This is a genomic window from Kitasatospora sp. NPDC057512 (genome assembly GCF_042802135.1).
In the GTDB taxonomy this organism is placed as follows: domain Bacteria; phylum Actinomycetota; class Actinomycetes; order Streptomycetales; family Streptomycetaceae; genus Kitasatospora.
The window spans coordinates 1-14,407 of sequence record NZ_JBHVET010000138.1 but is presented as its reverse complement, the minus strand read 5'-3'; the positions used below and the strand labels follow the sequence as shown (position 1 = coordinate 14,407).

At 74.3% G+C, this 14,407-nt stretch carries 13 protein-coding genes; 11 read left to right on the top strand and 2 right to left on the bottom strand.

Going from position 1 to position 14,407, the window contains the following annotated elements; translation table 11 throughout:
* The 5 genes from ACFU6K_RS12350 to ACFU6K_RS12330 all read left to right on the top strand — a co-directional run.
* Positions 1–567: acyl-CoA dehydrogenase family protein (locus ACFU6K_RS12350; RefSeq protein ID WP_380662502.1), on the top strand; the 567-nt coding region annotated here is incomplete at its 5' end.
* A gap of 19 nt (positions 568–586) precedes the next feature.
* Positions 587–1,708: a DegT/DnrJ/EryC1/StrS family aminotransferase gene (locus tag ACFU6K_RS12345; RefSeq protein WP_380662501.1), complete on the top strand. Its 1,122-nt coding sequence runs from the start codon at positions 587–589 to the stop codon at positions 1,706–1,708.
* A gap of 81 nt (positions 1,709–1,789) precedes the next feature.
* Complete coding sequence (locus tag ACFU6K_RS12340; protein ID WP_380662500.1) at positions 1,790–3,043, top strand: methyltransferase domain-containing protein; 1,254 nt, start codon at positions 1,790–1,792, stop codon at positions 3,041–3,043.
* Positions 3,044–3,103: 60 nt separating this feature from the next.
* Positions 3,104–3,703: a dTDP-4-dehydrorhamnose 3,5-epimerase family protein gene (locus ACFU6K_RS12335; RefSeq protein ID WP_380662499.1), complete on the top strand. Its 600-nt coding sequence runs from the start codon at positions 3,104–3,106 to the stop codon at positions 3,701–3,703.
* Positions 3,704–3,739: 36 nt separating this feature from the next.
* Complete coding sequence (locus tag ACFU6K_RS12330) at positions 3,740–5,014, top strand: RNA polymerase sigma factor (protein WP_380662498.1); 1,275 nt, start codon at positions 3,740–3,742, stop codon at positions 5,012–5,014.
* A gap of 64 nt (positions 5,015–5,078) precedes the next feature.
* Here the strand turns inward: ACFU6K_RS12330 and ACFU6K_RS12325 are convergent, their stop codons facing one another.
* Positions 5,079–6,368, bottom strand: a complete 1,290-nt coding sequence (locus tag ACFU6K_RS12325) for an activator-dependent family glycosyltransferase (RefSeq protein ID WP_380662497.1) — start codon at positions 6,366–6,368, stop codon at positions 5,079–5,081.
* 187 nt (positions 6,369–6,555) lie between these two features.
* Between ACFU6K_RS12325 and ACFU6K_RS12320 the strand changes: the two genes are divergently transcribed.
* The 3 genes from ACFU6K_RS12320 to ACFU6K_RS12310 all read left to right on the top strand — a co-directional run bounded on the left by ACFU6K_RS12320 (position 6,556) and on the right by ACFU6K_RS12310 (position 9,699).
* Positions 6,556–7,530, top strand: coding sequence for a putative sugar O-methyltransferase (locus ACFU6K_RS12320; RefSeq protein ID WP_380662496.1), 975 nt, complete (start codon positions 6,556–6,558; stop codon positions 7,528–7,530).
* Positions 7,527–8,606: an NAD-dependent epimerase/dehydratase family protein gene (locus ACFU6K_RS12315; RefSeq protein WP_380662495.1), complete on the top strand. Its 1,080-nt coding sequence runs from the start codon at positions 7,527–7,529 to the stop codon at positions 8,604–8,606. Before ACFU6K_RS12320 ends, ACFU6K_RS12315 begins: the two co-directional genes overlap by 4 nt.
* 175 nt (positions 8,607–8,781) lie before the next feature.
* Positions 8,782–9,699: a glycoside hydrolase family 19 protein gene (locus ACFU6K_RS12310; RefSeq protein WP_380662494.1), complete on the top strand. Its 918-nt coding sequence runs from the start codon at positions 8,782–8,784 to the stop codon at positions 9,697–9,699.
* Between the two features lie 119 nt (positions 9,700–9,818).
* Here ACFU6K_RS12310 and ACFU6K_RS12305 read toward each other — a convergent pair whose 3' ends face one another.
* Complete coding sequence (locus ACFU6K_RS12305; RefSeq protein ID WP_380662493.1) at positions 9,819–11,270, bottom strand: APC family permease; 1,452 nt, start codon at positions 11,268–11,270, stop codon at positions 9,819–9,821.
* Between the two features lie 132 nt (positions 11,271–11,402).
* Between ACFU6K_RS12305 and ACFU6K_RS12300 the strand changes: the two genes are divergently transcribed.
* The 3 genes from ACFU6K_RS12300 to ACFU6K_RS12290 form a co-directional block, all read left to right on the top strand.
* The gene (locus ACFU6K_RS12300; protein WP_380662492.1) at positions 11,403–12,050 is read left to right on the top strand and encodes a TetR/AcrR family transcriptional regulator; all 648 of its coding nucleotides are present in this window, start codon (positions 11,403–11,405) and stop codon (positions 12,048–12,050) included.
* 54 nt (positions 12,051–12,104) lie between these two features.
* Positions 12,105–13,283, top strand: a complete 1,179-nt coding sequence (locus tag ACFU6K_RS12295) for a P1 family peptidase (protein WP_380662491.1) — start codon at positions 12,105–12,107, stop codon at positions 13,281–13,283.
* Between the two features lie 208 nt (positions 13,284–13,491).
* A partial coding sequence (locus ACFU6K_RS12290) for an aldo/keto reductase (protein WP_380662490.1) occupies positions 13,492–14,407 on the top strand: 916 nt, incomplete at its 3' end.

Genomic DNA, 14,407 nt, shown 5'->3' with positions numbered 1-14,407 from the left:
GTACCGGACGCCGAGGTGCTGGTGCGGGGCCCGGTCGGGGAACGCGGCGACGCCGCGCTGGCCGGGCAGACCGTCAGCTCGATCACCATGCTCGGCATCTACCTGGGCGTCGCCCGGGCCGCGCGCGACGCCGCCGTGGAGTGGCAGCGGGAGCGCCCCGGCGCGCCCGGCGCCGTCCGCACACTCGTCGCCGAGGTCGAGGCCCGCCTGTACGCGGCGCGCGCCACCACCGCCGCGGCCCTGGCCGAGGCCGACGCGCTGACCGCCGGCGTGCCCGATCCGGCCGTGCGCGGCCCGCGGATGATGACCGCGTTCCAGTGCGCGAAGCTGACGCTCAACCGGCTCGCGCCCGACATCGTCAACGACTGCCTCACCATCGTCGGCGGCGCCTCGTACGCCGGGGGTTCGAGCCTGGCCCGGCTCTACCGGGACGTCCGGGCCGGGTGGTTCATGCAGCCGTACACCTACCCCGACGCCGTCGACCACCTCAGTGCGCGGGCCCTGCGCATCGACCGGGACGACGACTACATGAGCACCCGCGCCGCCCGCCCCGCCGGGCGGCGCTGACCCACCGAGGAGGGCGCAGATGACAACGCGGGTATGGGACTACCTGCCGGAGTACCGGAACGAACGCGAGGACCTGCTCGACGCCGTCGAGACGGTGTTCGGCTCCGGGCAGCTCGTGCTCGGCGCGAGCGTGCGCGGCTTCGAGGCGGAGTTCGCCGCCTGGCACGGACTGGACCACTGCGTCGGGGTCGACAACGGCACCAACGCCATCGTCCTCGGGCTGGAGGCGCTCGGCGTCGGACCGGGCGACGAGGTCGTCACGGTGTCCAACACGGCCGCCCCAACCGTGGTCGCGATCGACGCCGTGGGGGCGGTGCCCGTCTTCGTCGACGTGCGCGAGGACGACTACCTGATGGACACCGACCTGCTCGCGGCGGCCGTCACCGACCGCACCAGGGCGATCGTCCCCGTCCACCTCTACGGCCAGTGCGTCGACATGGACGCGGTGCTCCGGGTGGCGCGCGAACACGGCCTGGCGGTCCTGGAGGACTGCGCCCAGGCGCACGGGGCACGGCACCACGGCCGGACGGCCGGCACCATGGGCGACGCCGGCGCCTTCTCGTTCTACCCGACCAAGGTGCTGGGCGCGTACGGCGACGGCGGGGCGGTGGTCACCCGCGACCCGGACACCGACCGCGCGCTGCGGCGGCTGCGCTACTACGGGATGGAGGAGACCTACTACGTCGTCGACACCCCCGGCCACAACAGCCGGCTGGACGAGGTGCAGGCCGAGATCCTCCGGCGCAAACTGACCCGCCTGGACGCGTACATCGAGGGCCGGCGGCGCGTGGCGCGCCGCTACGAGGAGGCGCTCTCCGACCTCGCCGCCCCCGACGGCCTGGTGCTGCCCCGGACCAGGCCCGGCAACGAGCACGTCCACTACCTCTACGTGGTGCGCCACCCGCGGCGCGACCTCGTCCTGAAGGAACTGCTCCGGCACGACATCGCCCTGAACATCAGCTACCCGTGGCCCGTCCACACCATGAGGGGGTTCCGCCACCTCGGCGTGGGCGAGGGCGAGCTGCCCGTGACCGAGCGGCTCGCCGGCGAGATCTTCTCGCTGCCGATGTACCCCTCGCTGCCCCGGGACCTCCAGGACCGGGTGATCGAGGCCCTGCGCGAGGTCCTGGCCGGGCTCTGACCTCCCGCTCCCCGGGCCCGTGCCCGAGGCCGCGCCCGAAGCCGCATCCGTGCCGACGACGATGACGATGGAGGCCCGCCGATGACCGACCGGACAGACACCGCCCCGCCCGCCCCGCCGCACCCGTGCCGGATCTGCGGCGCGGCGACCGAGGAGTTCCTCGACCTCGGCCGCCAACCGCTCTCCGACGCCTTCCCGGCCCGGACACCCGTCGCCGACGAGTTCTTCTACCGGCTCCGGGTCGCCCGCTGCACCGCCTGCACCATGGTGCAGCTGGTCGACGAGGTGCCCAGGGAGCGGATGTTCCACGAGGACTACCCGTACTACTCGTCCGGGTCGGCCGTGATGCGCGAGCACTTCGCCCGCACCGCGGGCGAGTTCCTGGCCTCGGAACTGAACCGCGACGGCGCCTTCGCCGTCGAGATCGGCTGCAACGACGGGGTCATGCTCCGGACCGTCGGCGAGGCCGGCGTCCGCCACCTGGGCTTCGAACCCTCCCGCAAGGTCGCCGAGGTCGCGCGCGCGCACGGCGTGCGGGTGCGCGGCGACTTCTTCGAGGAGGCGACCGCGGCCGACGTCCGGCGCGCGGAGGGGCCCGCCGACGTCATCTACGCGGCCAACACCATCTGCCACCTCCCCTACCTGGAGTCCGTCTTCCGCGGCGTCGACGCGCTGCTCGCGCCCGACGGCGTGTTCGTCTTCGAGGACCCCTACTTCGGCGACGTGGTCGAGAAGACCTCCTTCGACCAGATCTACGACGAGCACTTCTACCTCTTCACCGCGCGTTCCGTCCACGCGATGGCCGAGCGCTTCGGCTTCGAGCTCGTCGACGTCCGCCGACTGCCGGTGCACGGCGGGGAGATCAGGTACACCCTCGCCCGGCCCGGCACCCGGCGCCCCGCGCCGGCCGTGCGCGAGCTGCTCGCCCACGAGGAGGAGCGGCGGCTCGCGGCCCCGGAGACCCTGCGCGGCTTCGCCGACGCCGTGGCGGCGGTCCGGGACGACCTGCTCGCGCTGCTCACCCGGCTCCGCGACGAGGGCCGCACGGTGGTGGCCTACGGCGCGACGGCCAAGAGCGCGACGGTCGCCAACTACTGCGGCATCGGCCCCGACCTGGTCTCCTTCGTCTGCGACAGCACCCCGGCCAAGCAGGGCCGCCTGACCCCCGGAACGCACATCCCGGTGCGCCCCGCCGAGGCGTTCGCCGACCCGTACCCGGACTGCGCGCTGCTCTTCGCCTGGAACCACGCGGACGAGATCATGGCCAAGGAGAGCGGTTTCCGCGAGGCCGGCGGCCGGTGGATCCGCTACGTCCCCGAGGTGCGCGTCGACTGACCGCGGCCGGCCCGGCCGGGGAACGGCCTTCCCCGGCCGGCCCGCGACGAGAGGAGTGCCATGGACGTACGGGAGTTGGCGGTCGAGGGCGCGCTGGAGTTCACCCCGCGCGTCTTCCCCGACGACCGGGGGGAGTTCCTGTCCGGCTACCAGGAGGCGGACTTCCGCGCGGCCACCGGGAGAACGCTGTTCGCCGTCCGACAGGCCAGCTACAGCCGGTCGCGCGGCGGAGTGCTCCGCGGGGTGCACTACACGGCCACCCCGCCCGGCTGCGAGAAGTACGTGACGTGCCCGCGCGGGCGGGCCCTGGACGTCGTCGTCGACCTGCGGGTCGGGTCCCCGACCTTCGGGCGGTGGGACTCCGTCGAGCTCGGCCCGGACCGGTACCGCGCCGTGTACCTGCCCGTGGGCGTGGGGCACCTGTTCCTCGCGCTGGAGGACGACACCGTCGTGTCCTACCTGCTGTCGCGGGAGTACGTCCCGCGCAACGAGCTGGCGCTGTCGCCGTTCGACCCCGCGCTGGCCCTGCCCGTCCCCGAGGCGTCCCGGACGGTCCTCTCGGCGCGCGACCGGGACGCGCCGTCGCTCGCCGAGGCCCGCTCCGCCGGGCTGCTGCCCGACTACCGGGAGTGCCGGCGGATCGGTTCCGGAGGGCGGTGATCGGCTAGCCTGGACCGCAACGCTGGGGAGGTCCGGGTGGCGGTCGTCGTCGAGGAACTGCTGCGCCGGTCGGCGCCGCGCGCGCTCGGCCTGCTCACCCGCCGCCACCCCACGCAGTTCGACCACTGCGAGGACGCCATGCAGGAGGCGCAGCTGGCCGCGGTCGTGCAGTGGCCGAGGGACGGGGTGCCGGACGACCCGGTCGCCTGGCTCCTCACCGTCGCCACCCGCCGCCTCCAGGACGTGATCCGCAGCGAGAGCGCCCGGCACCGGCGCGAGGCCGTGGTGGTGGCCCGGTCGGCCGCCGGCGAGCCGGCCGTCCCCGCGGCCGACGAGGCCGGCGCGGGCGACACCGACGACACCCTGCGCCTGCTGTTCCTCTGCTGCCACCCCGAACTCTCGCCGCAGGCCCAGGCCGCGCTGACGCTCCGTGCGGTCGGCGGGCTGACCACCGCGGAGATCGCCCGTGCCTTCCTGGTGCCGGAGGCCACCATGAGCCAGCGGATCCGGCGGGCGAAGCAGCGGGTGAAGGAGGTCGGGGGCGGGTTCCGGATGCCCGTCGGCGAGGAGGGCGCCGCGCGGGTGCAGGTGGTCCTCCAGGTGCTCTACCTGATCTTCAACGAGGGGCACACCGCGTCCAGCGGGTCGAACGTGGTGCGCCCGGACCTGACGGCGTGGGCGCTGCGCCTGGTCCGTGACCTGCACCGCGCCCTGCCGCACGAGGGCGAGGTGGCGGGGCTGCTCGCGCTGATGCTGCTGACCGACGCCCGGCGGGACGCCCGCGCCGCGCCGGACGGCGCGCTCGTCCCGCTCGCCGACCAGGACCGGACCCGGTGGGACCGGGACGCGATCGCGGAGGGGGTCGCGCTGGTGGCCCGGACCCTCGAACGCTTCGGGCCCGGCCCGTACCGCTTGCAGGCCGCGATCGCCGCCCTGCACGCGGAGGCGCCCGGCGTCGCGGAGACGGACTGGCCGCAGATCCTGATGCTGTACCGCATCCTGGAGCGCATCGCGCCGAGCCCGGTGGTCACGCTCAGCCGTTCGGTGGCGACAGCCATGGTCCACGGCCCGCTCGCCGGGCTGGAGGTGCTCGCCGAGGTCGCGGACGACCCCGCGCTCGCGCAGAACCACCGTGTCGACACCGTCCGGGCCCATCTCCTGGAACTCGCGGACCGCCCCGCCGAGGCCGGGGCCGCCTACGAGGCCGCGGCGCGGCGCACCGAGAGCGACCCCGAGCGGCGCTACCTGCTGGCGCAGGCGGAGCGGGTCCGTCAGCCGGGCGGGTCCCGGGGCGGCCCGGCCGGGAGGTGAGCCGGCGGCCCCGGGGACGGTGCGGTCCGGCGGCGGGGTGGCCCGACGGCCCGGTGCCGGGGGGTCAGGCCGGGTAGCGGTGCTTGGCGGTGAGGCCCTCCAGGACCGGGACGAGGTCGTGCGGGCTCGGCAGGGCGGCGGACTGCGCGGACACCCGCGCGGCGCCCTCCCGGAAGGCCGGGTCCTCCAGGACCCGCCGCAGCTCGGAGCGGAGCAGCTCGCCGGTCAGCCCGTCGGCGTCGGCGACGTAGCGGCCGGCGCCCTGCTCCTCCAGCCCGGAGGCCATCGCCACCGGCCCCCACCACTTCTCGCTCCAGTACACGTTGGGCACGATCAGCTGCGGGACGGCGTGTTCGACGGCGGCCGCGAAGGCCCCCGCCCCACCGCTGTGGATGACGGCCGCGCAGGTGGGCAGGAGGTCGTTGAGCGGGACGAAGTCGACCACCCGCACGTTGTCGGGAACCCGGAGCCCCGGCGGGAGTTGACCGGGGGCGAGGGTCGCGACCACCTCGACGTCGAGGTCCGCGATGGCGTCGAAGACCTCGCGCGGCGAGGCGGACACCCCGTGGCCGCGGCCCTCGCGGTGCGCCAGTCCGAGGGTGAAGCAGACCCGCCGCCGCTCCGGGCGCCGGTACACCCAGGAGGGCGTGACGCTCGGGCCGTTGAACGGGACGTGCCGCATCGGGACGTACGGGATCCCGGCCGGGCGCCAGACCCAGGTGGGCATCGGGAAGACCGTCCACTGCCCGAGGACGGCCTCCTCGTCGAACTCCACGCCGAACCGGCCGAACACCGGCTCCAGCCACTCCCGCAGCGGATCGACGCCGTCCCAGTCGGAGCCCTGCGCCCGCCACCGCGCGCGGCAGGCCGTGCGCAGCTGGCCGAGGCCGTCCGCGCCGAACAGCATGCGGGCGTGCGCCGCCCCGACCCTGCGGGCGGCGGGCGCGCCCGAGAGGACGAAGGTGTCGGAGACGACGAGGTCGGGGCGCCACAGCTCGGCGAACGCGACCAGGTCGTCGAAGGACGAGTCGGGGTTGAACAGCGTCCGCCAGCCGGCCGCGTTGGAGGCCAGCTCGGCGGTCGGGTCGCCGAGCGGGTAGTCGCTCTGGTGCGACTTCCTACCCCCAACCGACGCCGCCGGGGCGCGCTCCGGCTCCGACCGCGCCATCAGGTCGCCGAGGTCGACCTCCTCGCCGATCGGCACGGGCGTGAGCCCGGTGCGGACGACGTCCTCGGTCAGGCGGGGCGAGCAGGCGACCCGGACCTCGTGGCCGGCCGTGCGCAGCGCCCAGGCGAGCGGCGTCTGCACGTAGAGGTGCGAGCGGAACGGTGCGGTGACGAACAGTACGCGCAACGGGCCCTCCGAGCTCGGACGAATCCCGGTGATTCTGGCACCGCGGCGGGCGGCCGCACTTCTCGTGGAGTGCTGAGTTCGGGGCGACGGGAGCGACGGGGCGACGGGGCTGCGGGCGGCCGGGCCGGCCGGGAACAGCACGATCGAGGAAGCCCCCTGGCCGGCCCGGCCCCTAGCATCGGCAGCCATGGATGACAGGTACGCCCCCAGCGCACTGTGGGAATACAACAACTCCGTCAAGGTGACCGAGCAGGGCGTGGCCGAGCTCGGATCCTTCAAGTCCGAGCCGGTGAACTTCAAGCTCGCGCTCTGGGATCCGCAGGTCAACGGCGTCCGCTACCTGAAGGCGCTCATCTTCGAACTCGCCGCGCGGCTCACGCCGGAGAACCGGTCCCGCCTGCGCCGGATCCGCGGCCGCGAACTCGGCTCGCCCATCACCGTGACCCACGACGGCGACCGCGTCTGCATGGACTACCTGCTCGCCGTCCACGAACTGGACTTCATCTCCCGGCACTTCCCGCTGGACGGCGCCCGCGTCCTGGAGATCGGCGCCGGCTACGGCCGGACCTGCCACGCGGTCTTCGCCAACCACCGCGTCGAGGAGTACTGCATCGTCGACCTGGCCCGCGTGCTCTCGCTGTCGCGGGAGTACCTCGGCCGGGTGCTCGACCCCGAGGACTTCGCGCGCGTCAGGTTCGTCCCGGTCGACGACACGGACGACCTGGACCGGGCCCTCGGCGAGAGCCGCTTCGAACTCTGCCTCAACATCGACTCGTTCGCGGAGATGCCGCCCAGGACGGTGCTCAACTACCTCGACCTGGTCGACCGCCGGTGCGCGGCGCTCTACGTGAACAACCCGGTCGGCAAGTACCTGGAGAAGGAGCTGGACAACCACGCCCAGGGCGAGGAGGTCGTCCGGATGGCCCTGGCGACCGGGCTGCTGCGGGACGTCCTCGACATCCACGACAGCCGCGCCGTCGAGGCGCTGGCGCCGAAGTTCCTCTCGTCCTACCGCCCCGGGCCCCGCTGGGAGACCGTCGCCGACGGCGGGGCCGTCCCGTGGAGCTACTACTGGCAGGCCCTGTACCGGCGGTCCACGGCACCCGGCGCGGGCGTCGACGCGGGCCTCGGCACGGCCGGGCAGCCGGCCGGAACGGAGTGAGCGGCCCCGCCGCGGCGGCGCGCCGCCCCCGCGTCACCGTGCTGGGCGCCTCGGGCTTCGTCGGCTCCGTCGTCCTCGGGGCGCTCGCCCGACGGCCGCTCCGGCTGCGTGCGGTGGCCCGGGGGGCGGTCGCCGTGCCGCCCGCCGGGCGGGCCGACGTCGAGGTGGTCGCCGCCGACCTGACGGACCCCGAGGTCCTGCGGGCCGCCGTCGCCGGATCCGACGCGGTCGTCCACCTGGTCTCGCACAGCGCGGGGTGGCGCGGCACCGGCCGGCCCGACGAGGCGCTGGGGCGGACCAACGCCGGCGTGATGAGCTCGCTCCTCACGGCCCTCCGGCAGGAGCGCGGACGGCGCGGCGGCGCCCCCGTGGTGGTGCTGTTCGCCGGTTCGACCTCGCAGGCCGGGCCGGGCGCGCCGATCCCGGTCGACGAGTCCGCGCCCGACGCCCCGGCCAGCCCGTACGACCGCCAGAAGGCGGCGGCGGAACGGGAGTTGCTGGCGGCCACGGCCGAGGGCGCGGTGCGCGGCGCCTGCCTGCGGCTGCCGACGGTCTACGGCCGCGGCGCACCGGCGGGGCGGGGCGACCGGGGGGTGCTGGCGACGATGGTGCGCCGCGCCCTGGCCGGGGAGCCGCTGACGATGTGGCACGACGGCTCCGTACTGCGCGACCTGCTCCACGTCGACGACACCGGGCGGGCCTTCCTGGCCGCCCTGGACCGGCCCGACGCGGTCGCCGGCCGGCACTGGGTGCTCGGCACCGGGCACGGGGAGCCGCTCGGGCGGGTCTTCCGGGCGATCGCCGACGGCGTCGCGGTCCGGACCGGCCGTCCCGCCGTGCCGGTGGTCTCCGTCCCCCCGCCGGAGCACGCGCTGCCGACCGACCTGCGGAGCACCGTCGCGGACTCCTCGCGGTTCCGCGCCGCGACCGGATGGCGCCCGCTGATCCCGCTGGACGCCGGACTCGCCGACCTGATCGCCAACCTGGCGGACCTCGCGGACCTCGCGGACCTCGCGCCCGCCACCGGACGGTCCGGCGGAACGACGGCGGGGCCCCACCGCCCGGCCCGGCCCTGAACCCCTTGACAGGTGTAGACCACTCCGCTTGAGTCTGGGTCAGCCCCGCACCGGCCCGCACCCCGGTCGGCCCGTCCCCCACGACGTGCCCCCACCCCCGCGGGGCCCGGCTCCCCTGCCCCGACGTCCCTACCTCCACGACCGTGCGGCCCCACACCGCACAAGGGGTGATCAAGTGTCCACGAAACGCCTGCTCGCACTGCTCTCCGCCGTCGCCACGGCGCTGACGGTGCTCCTGCTGCTGCCCGCGACCAACGCCAGCGCCGCCGTCTGCGCCACGCCCTGGAACTCCTCGGCCGTCTACACCGGTGGCGCCGCCGTCTCCTACAACGGCCACAACTGGCTCGCCAAGTGGTGGACCCAGAACGAGCCGCCGAGCACCGGCGGCTCCGGCGTCTGGTCCGACCAGGGCGGCTGCGGCACCGGCCCGACCCCGACCGCCACGCCGACGTCCACCGGCACCCCGAACCCGGGCGGATTCCCGGTCAGCCAGGCCCAGTTCAACCAGATGTTCCCGAACCGGAACGCCTTCTACACCTACCAGGGCCTGATCGACGCCCTCGCCGCCTACCCCGCCTTCGCGGCCACCGGCAGCGACACCGTCCGTAGGCAGGAGGCCGCGGCCTTCCTGGCCAACGTCAACCACGAGACCGGCGCACTGGTCTACGTGGTCGAGCAGAACACCGCCAACTACCCCCACTACTGCGACACTTCACAGCCGTACGGCTGCCCGGCCGGGCAGGCCGCGTACTACGGGCGCGGCCCGATCCAGCTGAGCTGGAACTTCAACTACAAGGCGGCCGGCGACGCCCTCGGCATCGACCTGCTGCGCAACCCCAACCTGGTGCAGACCGACCCGGCCGTCGCCTGGAAGACCGCGCTCTGGTACTGGAACACCCAGAACGGGCCGGGCACCATGACCCCGCACAACGCGATCGTCAACGGCTACGGCTTCGGTGAGACGATCCGCAGCATCAACGGCTCGCTGGAGTGCAACGGCGGCAACCCCGCGCAGGTGCAGAGCCGGATCGACGCCTACCAGCGCTTCACCCAGCTGCTCGGCACCGTACCGGGCGACCACCTGGGCTGCTGAACCCGCCCGGGCCCTCCGCGGTACGCCACCGCGGAGGGCCTCGGCGTCGGCGTCGCATGCCCCGGCGCCGGTCCCGGCTCCGGCTCCGGCTCCGGCTCCGGCGGAAGCCACCCGGGGCCTCAGCCGGTGGCGCCCCCGGCCTCCTCCCGGACCGGGTCGGGCATGGTCCAGCGGTCGGCGCGGCGGGGGTGGAGGTAGGCGTAATAGTAGGCGTAGCCGACGGCCGTCATCCCGACCGCGATGGCGATCGGGCGCCAGTCGGCCCGCACCGACTCGTAGCCGACGTAGAGCATGATCGCGACGACGCCCAGCGGGACGTACGGCCAGCCGCGCATCCGGTAGGGGGCCGTGGCGGTGGTCCCTCTGATCCGGCCGAACAGCGCCGACAGCGCGACCAGGACGTAGACCACGACCAGGGTCGAGCCGGTGGCCAGGATCAGCGTGTCGAGCGAGACGAGCCAGCCGACCAGCAGCGTGGCCACGCCCATGGTCAGGGTCGCCGCGAGGGGCGTGCGCAGCCGGGGGTGGACGGAGGCGAGCGGGACGCCGACCCGGTCGGGCCAGGCCCGGTCGCGGGCCGAGGAGTAGAGCAGCCGTCCGCTCTGCAGCATGATCGCGATGACCGCGTTGACGACGGCGACGGCGATGCCCAGGCTGACCACCGTGTTGACGGTGGAGCCGGCCCGCTCCAGCAGGAACCAGCTCATCGGCGAGGCCGCCGACATCAGTCCGCTCATGCTCGGCGTGCCCAGCAGCACCCCGACCAGCGGCAGGCACTCTGCGGCGACGGTGATCCCCAGCGACCAGAGCACCACCCGGCCGATCGAGGACGCCCGCCTGGTCTCCTCCGCGAAGTACACGGCGGTGCCGTAGCCGTTGTAGGCGAAGATCGCGGTGGTGGTGAACGAGGCGACCAGCCCCCAGGAGGCCCCGACCAGCACGTCGCCGCCCGCGCCGCCGAGCGCCTGCGGGGTCCACAGCACCGAGAGCGGCTGGTCGACGTGGACGAATCCGAGCACGGCCAGCACCGCGACCGCCGCCAGCTCCAGGAGCAGGAAGACCCCGGTGACCCAGGCGTTGGTGCGGATGTCGAGCACCGCGACGAGCGAGGCCAGCGCGATCACCGCCAGCCCGGTCCCCTTGCCGTCCAGCGCGCTCCAGACCACGCCCAGGTAGCTGCCGGTGCCGAGGGCGATGACGGCGGTGACCAGCACCCCGCCGAGCAGGCTGAGCGCGAACAGCGCGAACCCGGTGGACCGGCCGAGGGTGCGCGCCGCGAAGGCGTACTCGCCCCCGGTGACCGGGAAGGCGCTGGACAGCTCCGCGTAGCAGAGCGCCATCAGCACGCCGACCGCCGCCGCGAGGGCGAAGGCCACGGCCGCCGCGCCGCCGAGGCCCTGGATCACCGCCGGCATCACGATGAACACGCTGGAGGCCGGGGTCACCGAGGAGAGGGTGATCAGCATGTTCTCGCGCAGGCTGAGCGAGCGGGAGAGGTCCTGGGCGTAGCCGACCGGCGGCGCGGAGCCCGAGGCAGTGGTGGCGGGGTCGGTGGCGCGGGGATCGGCCATCGTGCTCCTTCCGAGTCAACGCTTCCGAGTCAACGAAACTTCGTCGGAGTTCTTTGGCACAGAAGTCAAAGTTCTGCGATAGTTCCACGTCAAGAGGTACGACGTGATCCGACATCGGTGACAAGGAATGCGATGGCCCGAGCGAAGAACCAGGCAGCCCGCCGCGAACAGCTGGTCCTCGCGGCCACCGAGGCCGTCGGGCGGCACGGCCTGGCGCAGCTGCGCGTCGCCGACATCGCGGACGCCGCCGGCGTCGCCCGGGGGTCGGTCAGCTACTACTTCAGCGACATCGGCGAGCTGCTCCAGCAGGTCTACCAGCGCGCCGCCGACCGCTTCTTCACCGGCCGCAGCGCCGTCGCGGCCGGGCTGCCGGACGCCCGCGACAAGCTCGTGGCCTGCGCCCGGCTCGGCCTCCCGGACGGCCCGGAGGACGAACTCGCCCTGGTGCTGTACGAGTTCAGCTCCGCCACGCACGACAACCCGGTCTACTCCGCGCTCGCGCAGAGCCTCTTCGACCGTCAGGTCGCCCTCTACGCGAGCATCCTGGAGATCGGCCGGGCCCAGGGCCACTTCGAGCCCACCGCGCCGGCCCTCGACCTCGCCGCCAACCTGGTCGTCCTGGAGGACGGCTACGGCCTGCACATCGTCTCCCGCAACGCCTCGCTCACCCCCGAGCGCTCGCTGGAGCTGCTGCTCGGCTACGCCCGGACGGCGACCGGCTGCCCGGACCTGCGCCCCGACCGGGCGGTGGACGGCCCGGCCGCGCGCCCACGCGACTGACCTCCCGTACCCCAGCCCCTGCCCCCGCCCCCGCCCCCGCGAGGAAGGATCCACATGACCACGCTCTCCACCCCGTCCGGACGCCCCCGGGCCCGTGCCCTCGGCCTGGTCCTGGACGGCACCCCCGGCCCCGCCAACGCCCTGACCGACGTCCCCGGCGTGCGGATCGGCTACACCACGCTCGTCGAGGGCGAGCACGTCCGCACCGGCGTCACCGCGGTGCTCCCGCGCGGACGCGAGGGCGTGGGCACGCCGTGCGCGGCCGGCTGGTACGCGCTGAACGGCAACGGCGAGATGACCGGGACGACCTGGATCGAGGAGACCGGCGCGCTCAACGGCCCCGTCATGGTGACCAACACCCACGCCGTCGGCACCGTGCACCGGGGCGTCGTCGACTGGACCGCCGCCAACCGGCCCGACCTGGCCCGGCAGTGGCTGCTGCCGGTGGTCGCCGAGACCTGGGACGGCTACCTCAACGACATCAACGGACCGCACGTCCGCGCCGAGCACGCGATCGCCGCGATCGAGTCGGCGGCGGCCGGGCCGGTCGAGGAGGGCTGCGTCGGCGGCGGCACCGGGATGAACTGCTACGGCTTCAAGGGCGGTTCCGGCACCGCCAGCCGGGTCGTCCGCTACGGCTCCGCCGACTACACCGTGGGCGCCTTCGTCCAGGCCAACTTCGGCGACCGGCGCGAACTCGTGGTCGGCGGCGTCCCGGTGGGCCGGGATCTGCTGGCGGACAACCCGATGGAGGACGACGACTGGTTCGCCCCCGGCGGGGCCGGCTCGGTGATCGTCGTGATCGGCACGGACGCGCCGCTGCTCCCCGGCCAGTGCAAGGCGCTGGCCCGCCGGGTGCCGCTGGGCCTGGCCCGGACCGGCACCAGCGGCGGCCACTTCTCCGGCGACGTCTTCCTCGCCTTCTCCACCGCCAACGCGGGCGCGCTGGGCAGCTCCTTCCCCCAGGGCGAGCCCGGCGACGCCGACTACGACACCCTGCGGTTCATCCCCTGGGGCCGGATCGACCCCTTCTACGAGGCCGTCGTCCAGGCCGTGGAGGAGGCGGTGCTGAACGCCCTGGTCACCGCCGAGGAGACGATCGGCCGCGACGGCCACCGCTCCCCCGCCCTCCCGCACCAGCGGCTCCGCGAACTCCTCGCGGCGCGCGGCGCGTTGGCGGCCACCGAGGACGGGACTCCGCCCGGCCCGGACGCGGGGGCGCTGCCCGCGTAGCCGGGGTCACCGATCCCGTCGCGGAGTCCCGCCACCGCCGGCGGCGGGACCCGCACCGGCGTCCCGGGTCCGGCCGTGCCGGTCCGTCGCCGGAAGGCCCCGGCACCGTAAGGTCCTCTCCGGGAGACGAGGCCGACCGGTCACCCGGACCGGGGCGTCGGAAGGCGTCTGGCCTCGGGACGAACGAGACGAAGGGCTGGCACGTCACATGCAACAGCGCAGTCTGCGGGACCTCCAGGTGTCGGCCATCGGCCTCGGCTGCATGGGGATGTCCGCCTTCTACGGCACGGCCGACCAGGACGAGGCCGTCGCGACCATCCGGCACGCCCTGGACCTCGGCATCACCTTCCTGGACACGGCGCAGGTCTACGGACCGCTCACCAACGAGTCCCTGGTCGGCGAGGCCGTCCGGGGACACCGCGACGAGTACGTGATCGCCACGAAGTTCAACTACCGCATGGACGGCGCCGTTCCGGGCGACATGTCGACCGTGGGCCGCCAGGACGGCTCGGCCGAGCACGTCCGCGGTTCCGTCCACGGTTCGCTCGCGCGGCTCGGCACCGACCGCATCGACCTGTACTACCAGCACCGGGTCGACCCGAACGTGCCCATCGAGGAGACCGTCGGCGCACTCGGCGACCTGGTCGCCGAGGGAAAGGTCCGGTACATCGGGCTGAGCGAGGCGAGCGCCGAGACCATCCGCCGCGCCCACGCCGTCCACCCGGTCACCGCCGTCCAGAGCGAGTACTCGCTCTGGAGCCGCGATGTGGAGGCCGAGGTCCTCCCCACCTGCCGGGAGCTCGGAATCGGCTTCGTGCCGTACTCCCCGCTCGGCCGCGGCTTCCTCGCGGGCCGCTTCAGCTCCCCGGACGAGCTCGACAAGGACGACTTCCGCCGCACCAACCCGCGCTTCACCGAGGCCAATCTGGCGGCCAACCTCCGGCTCGCCGAGAAGGTGAAGGAGATCGCCGCGGAGAAGCGGGTCACCCCGGCCCAGCTGGCGATCGCCTGGGTCCTGGCCCGCGGCGAGCACCTGGTGCCGATCCCGGGCACCAAGCGCCGCAGCTACCTGGAGCAGAACGCGGGCGCGGTCGACGTCGAGCTGACCGCTGACGACCTGGCCC

Excerpts from the sequence above, each read along its gene's own strand:
- ACFU6K_RS12345 (WP_380662501.1), top strand. The coding sequence starts at position 587 with ATGACAACGCGGGTATGGGACTACCTGCCGGAGTACCGGAACGAACGC.
- ACFU6K_RS12340 (WP_380662500.1), top strand. The coding sequence starts at position 1,790 with ATGACCGACCGGACAGACACCGCCCCGCCCGCCCCGCCGCACCCGTGC.
- ACFU6K_RS12335 (WP_380662499.1), top strand. The coding sequence starts at position 3,104 with ATGGACGTACGGGAGTTGGCGGTCGAGGGCGCGCTGGAGTTCACCCCG.
- ACFU6K_RS12320 (WP_380662496.1), top strand. The coding sequence starts at position 6,556 with ATGGATGACAGGTACGCCCCCAGCGCACTGTGGGAATACAACAACTCC.
- ACFU6K_RS12305 (WP_380662493.1), bottom strand. The coding sequence starts at position 11,270 with ATGGCCGATCCCCGCGCCACCGACCCCGCCACCACTGCCTCGGGCTCC.
- ACFU6K_RS12300 (WP_380662492.1), top strand. The coding sequence starts at position 11,403 with ATGGCCCGAGCGAAGAACCAGGCAGCCCGCCGCGAACAGCTGGTCCTC.
- ACFU6K_RS12295 (WP_380662491.1), top strand. The coding sequence starts at position 12,105 with ATGACCACGCTCTCCACCCCGTCCGGACGCCCCCGGGCCCGTGCCCTC.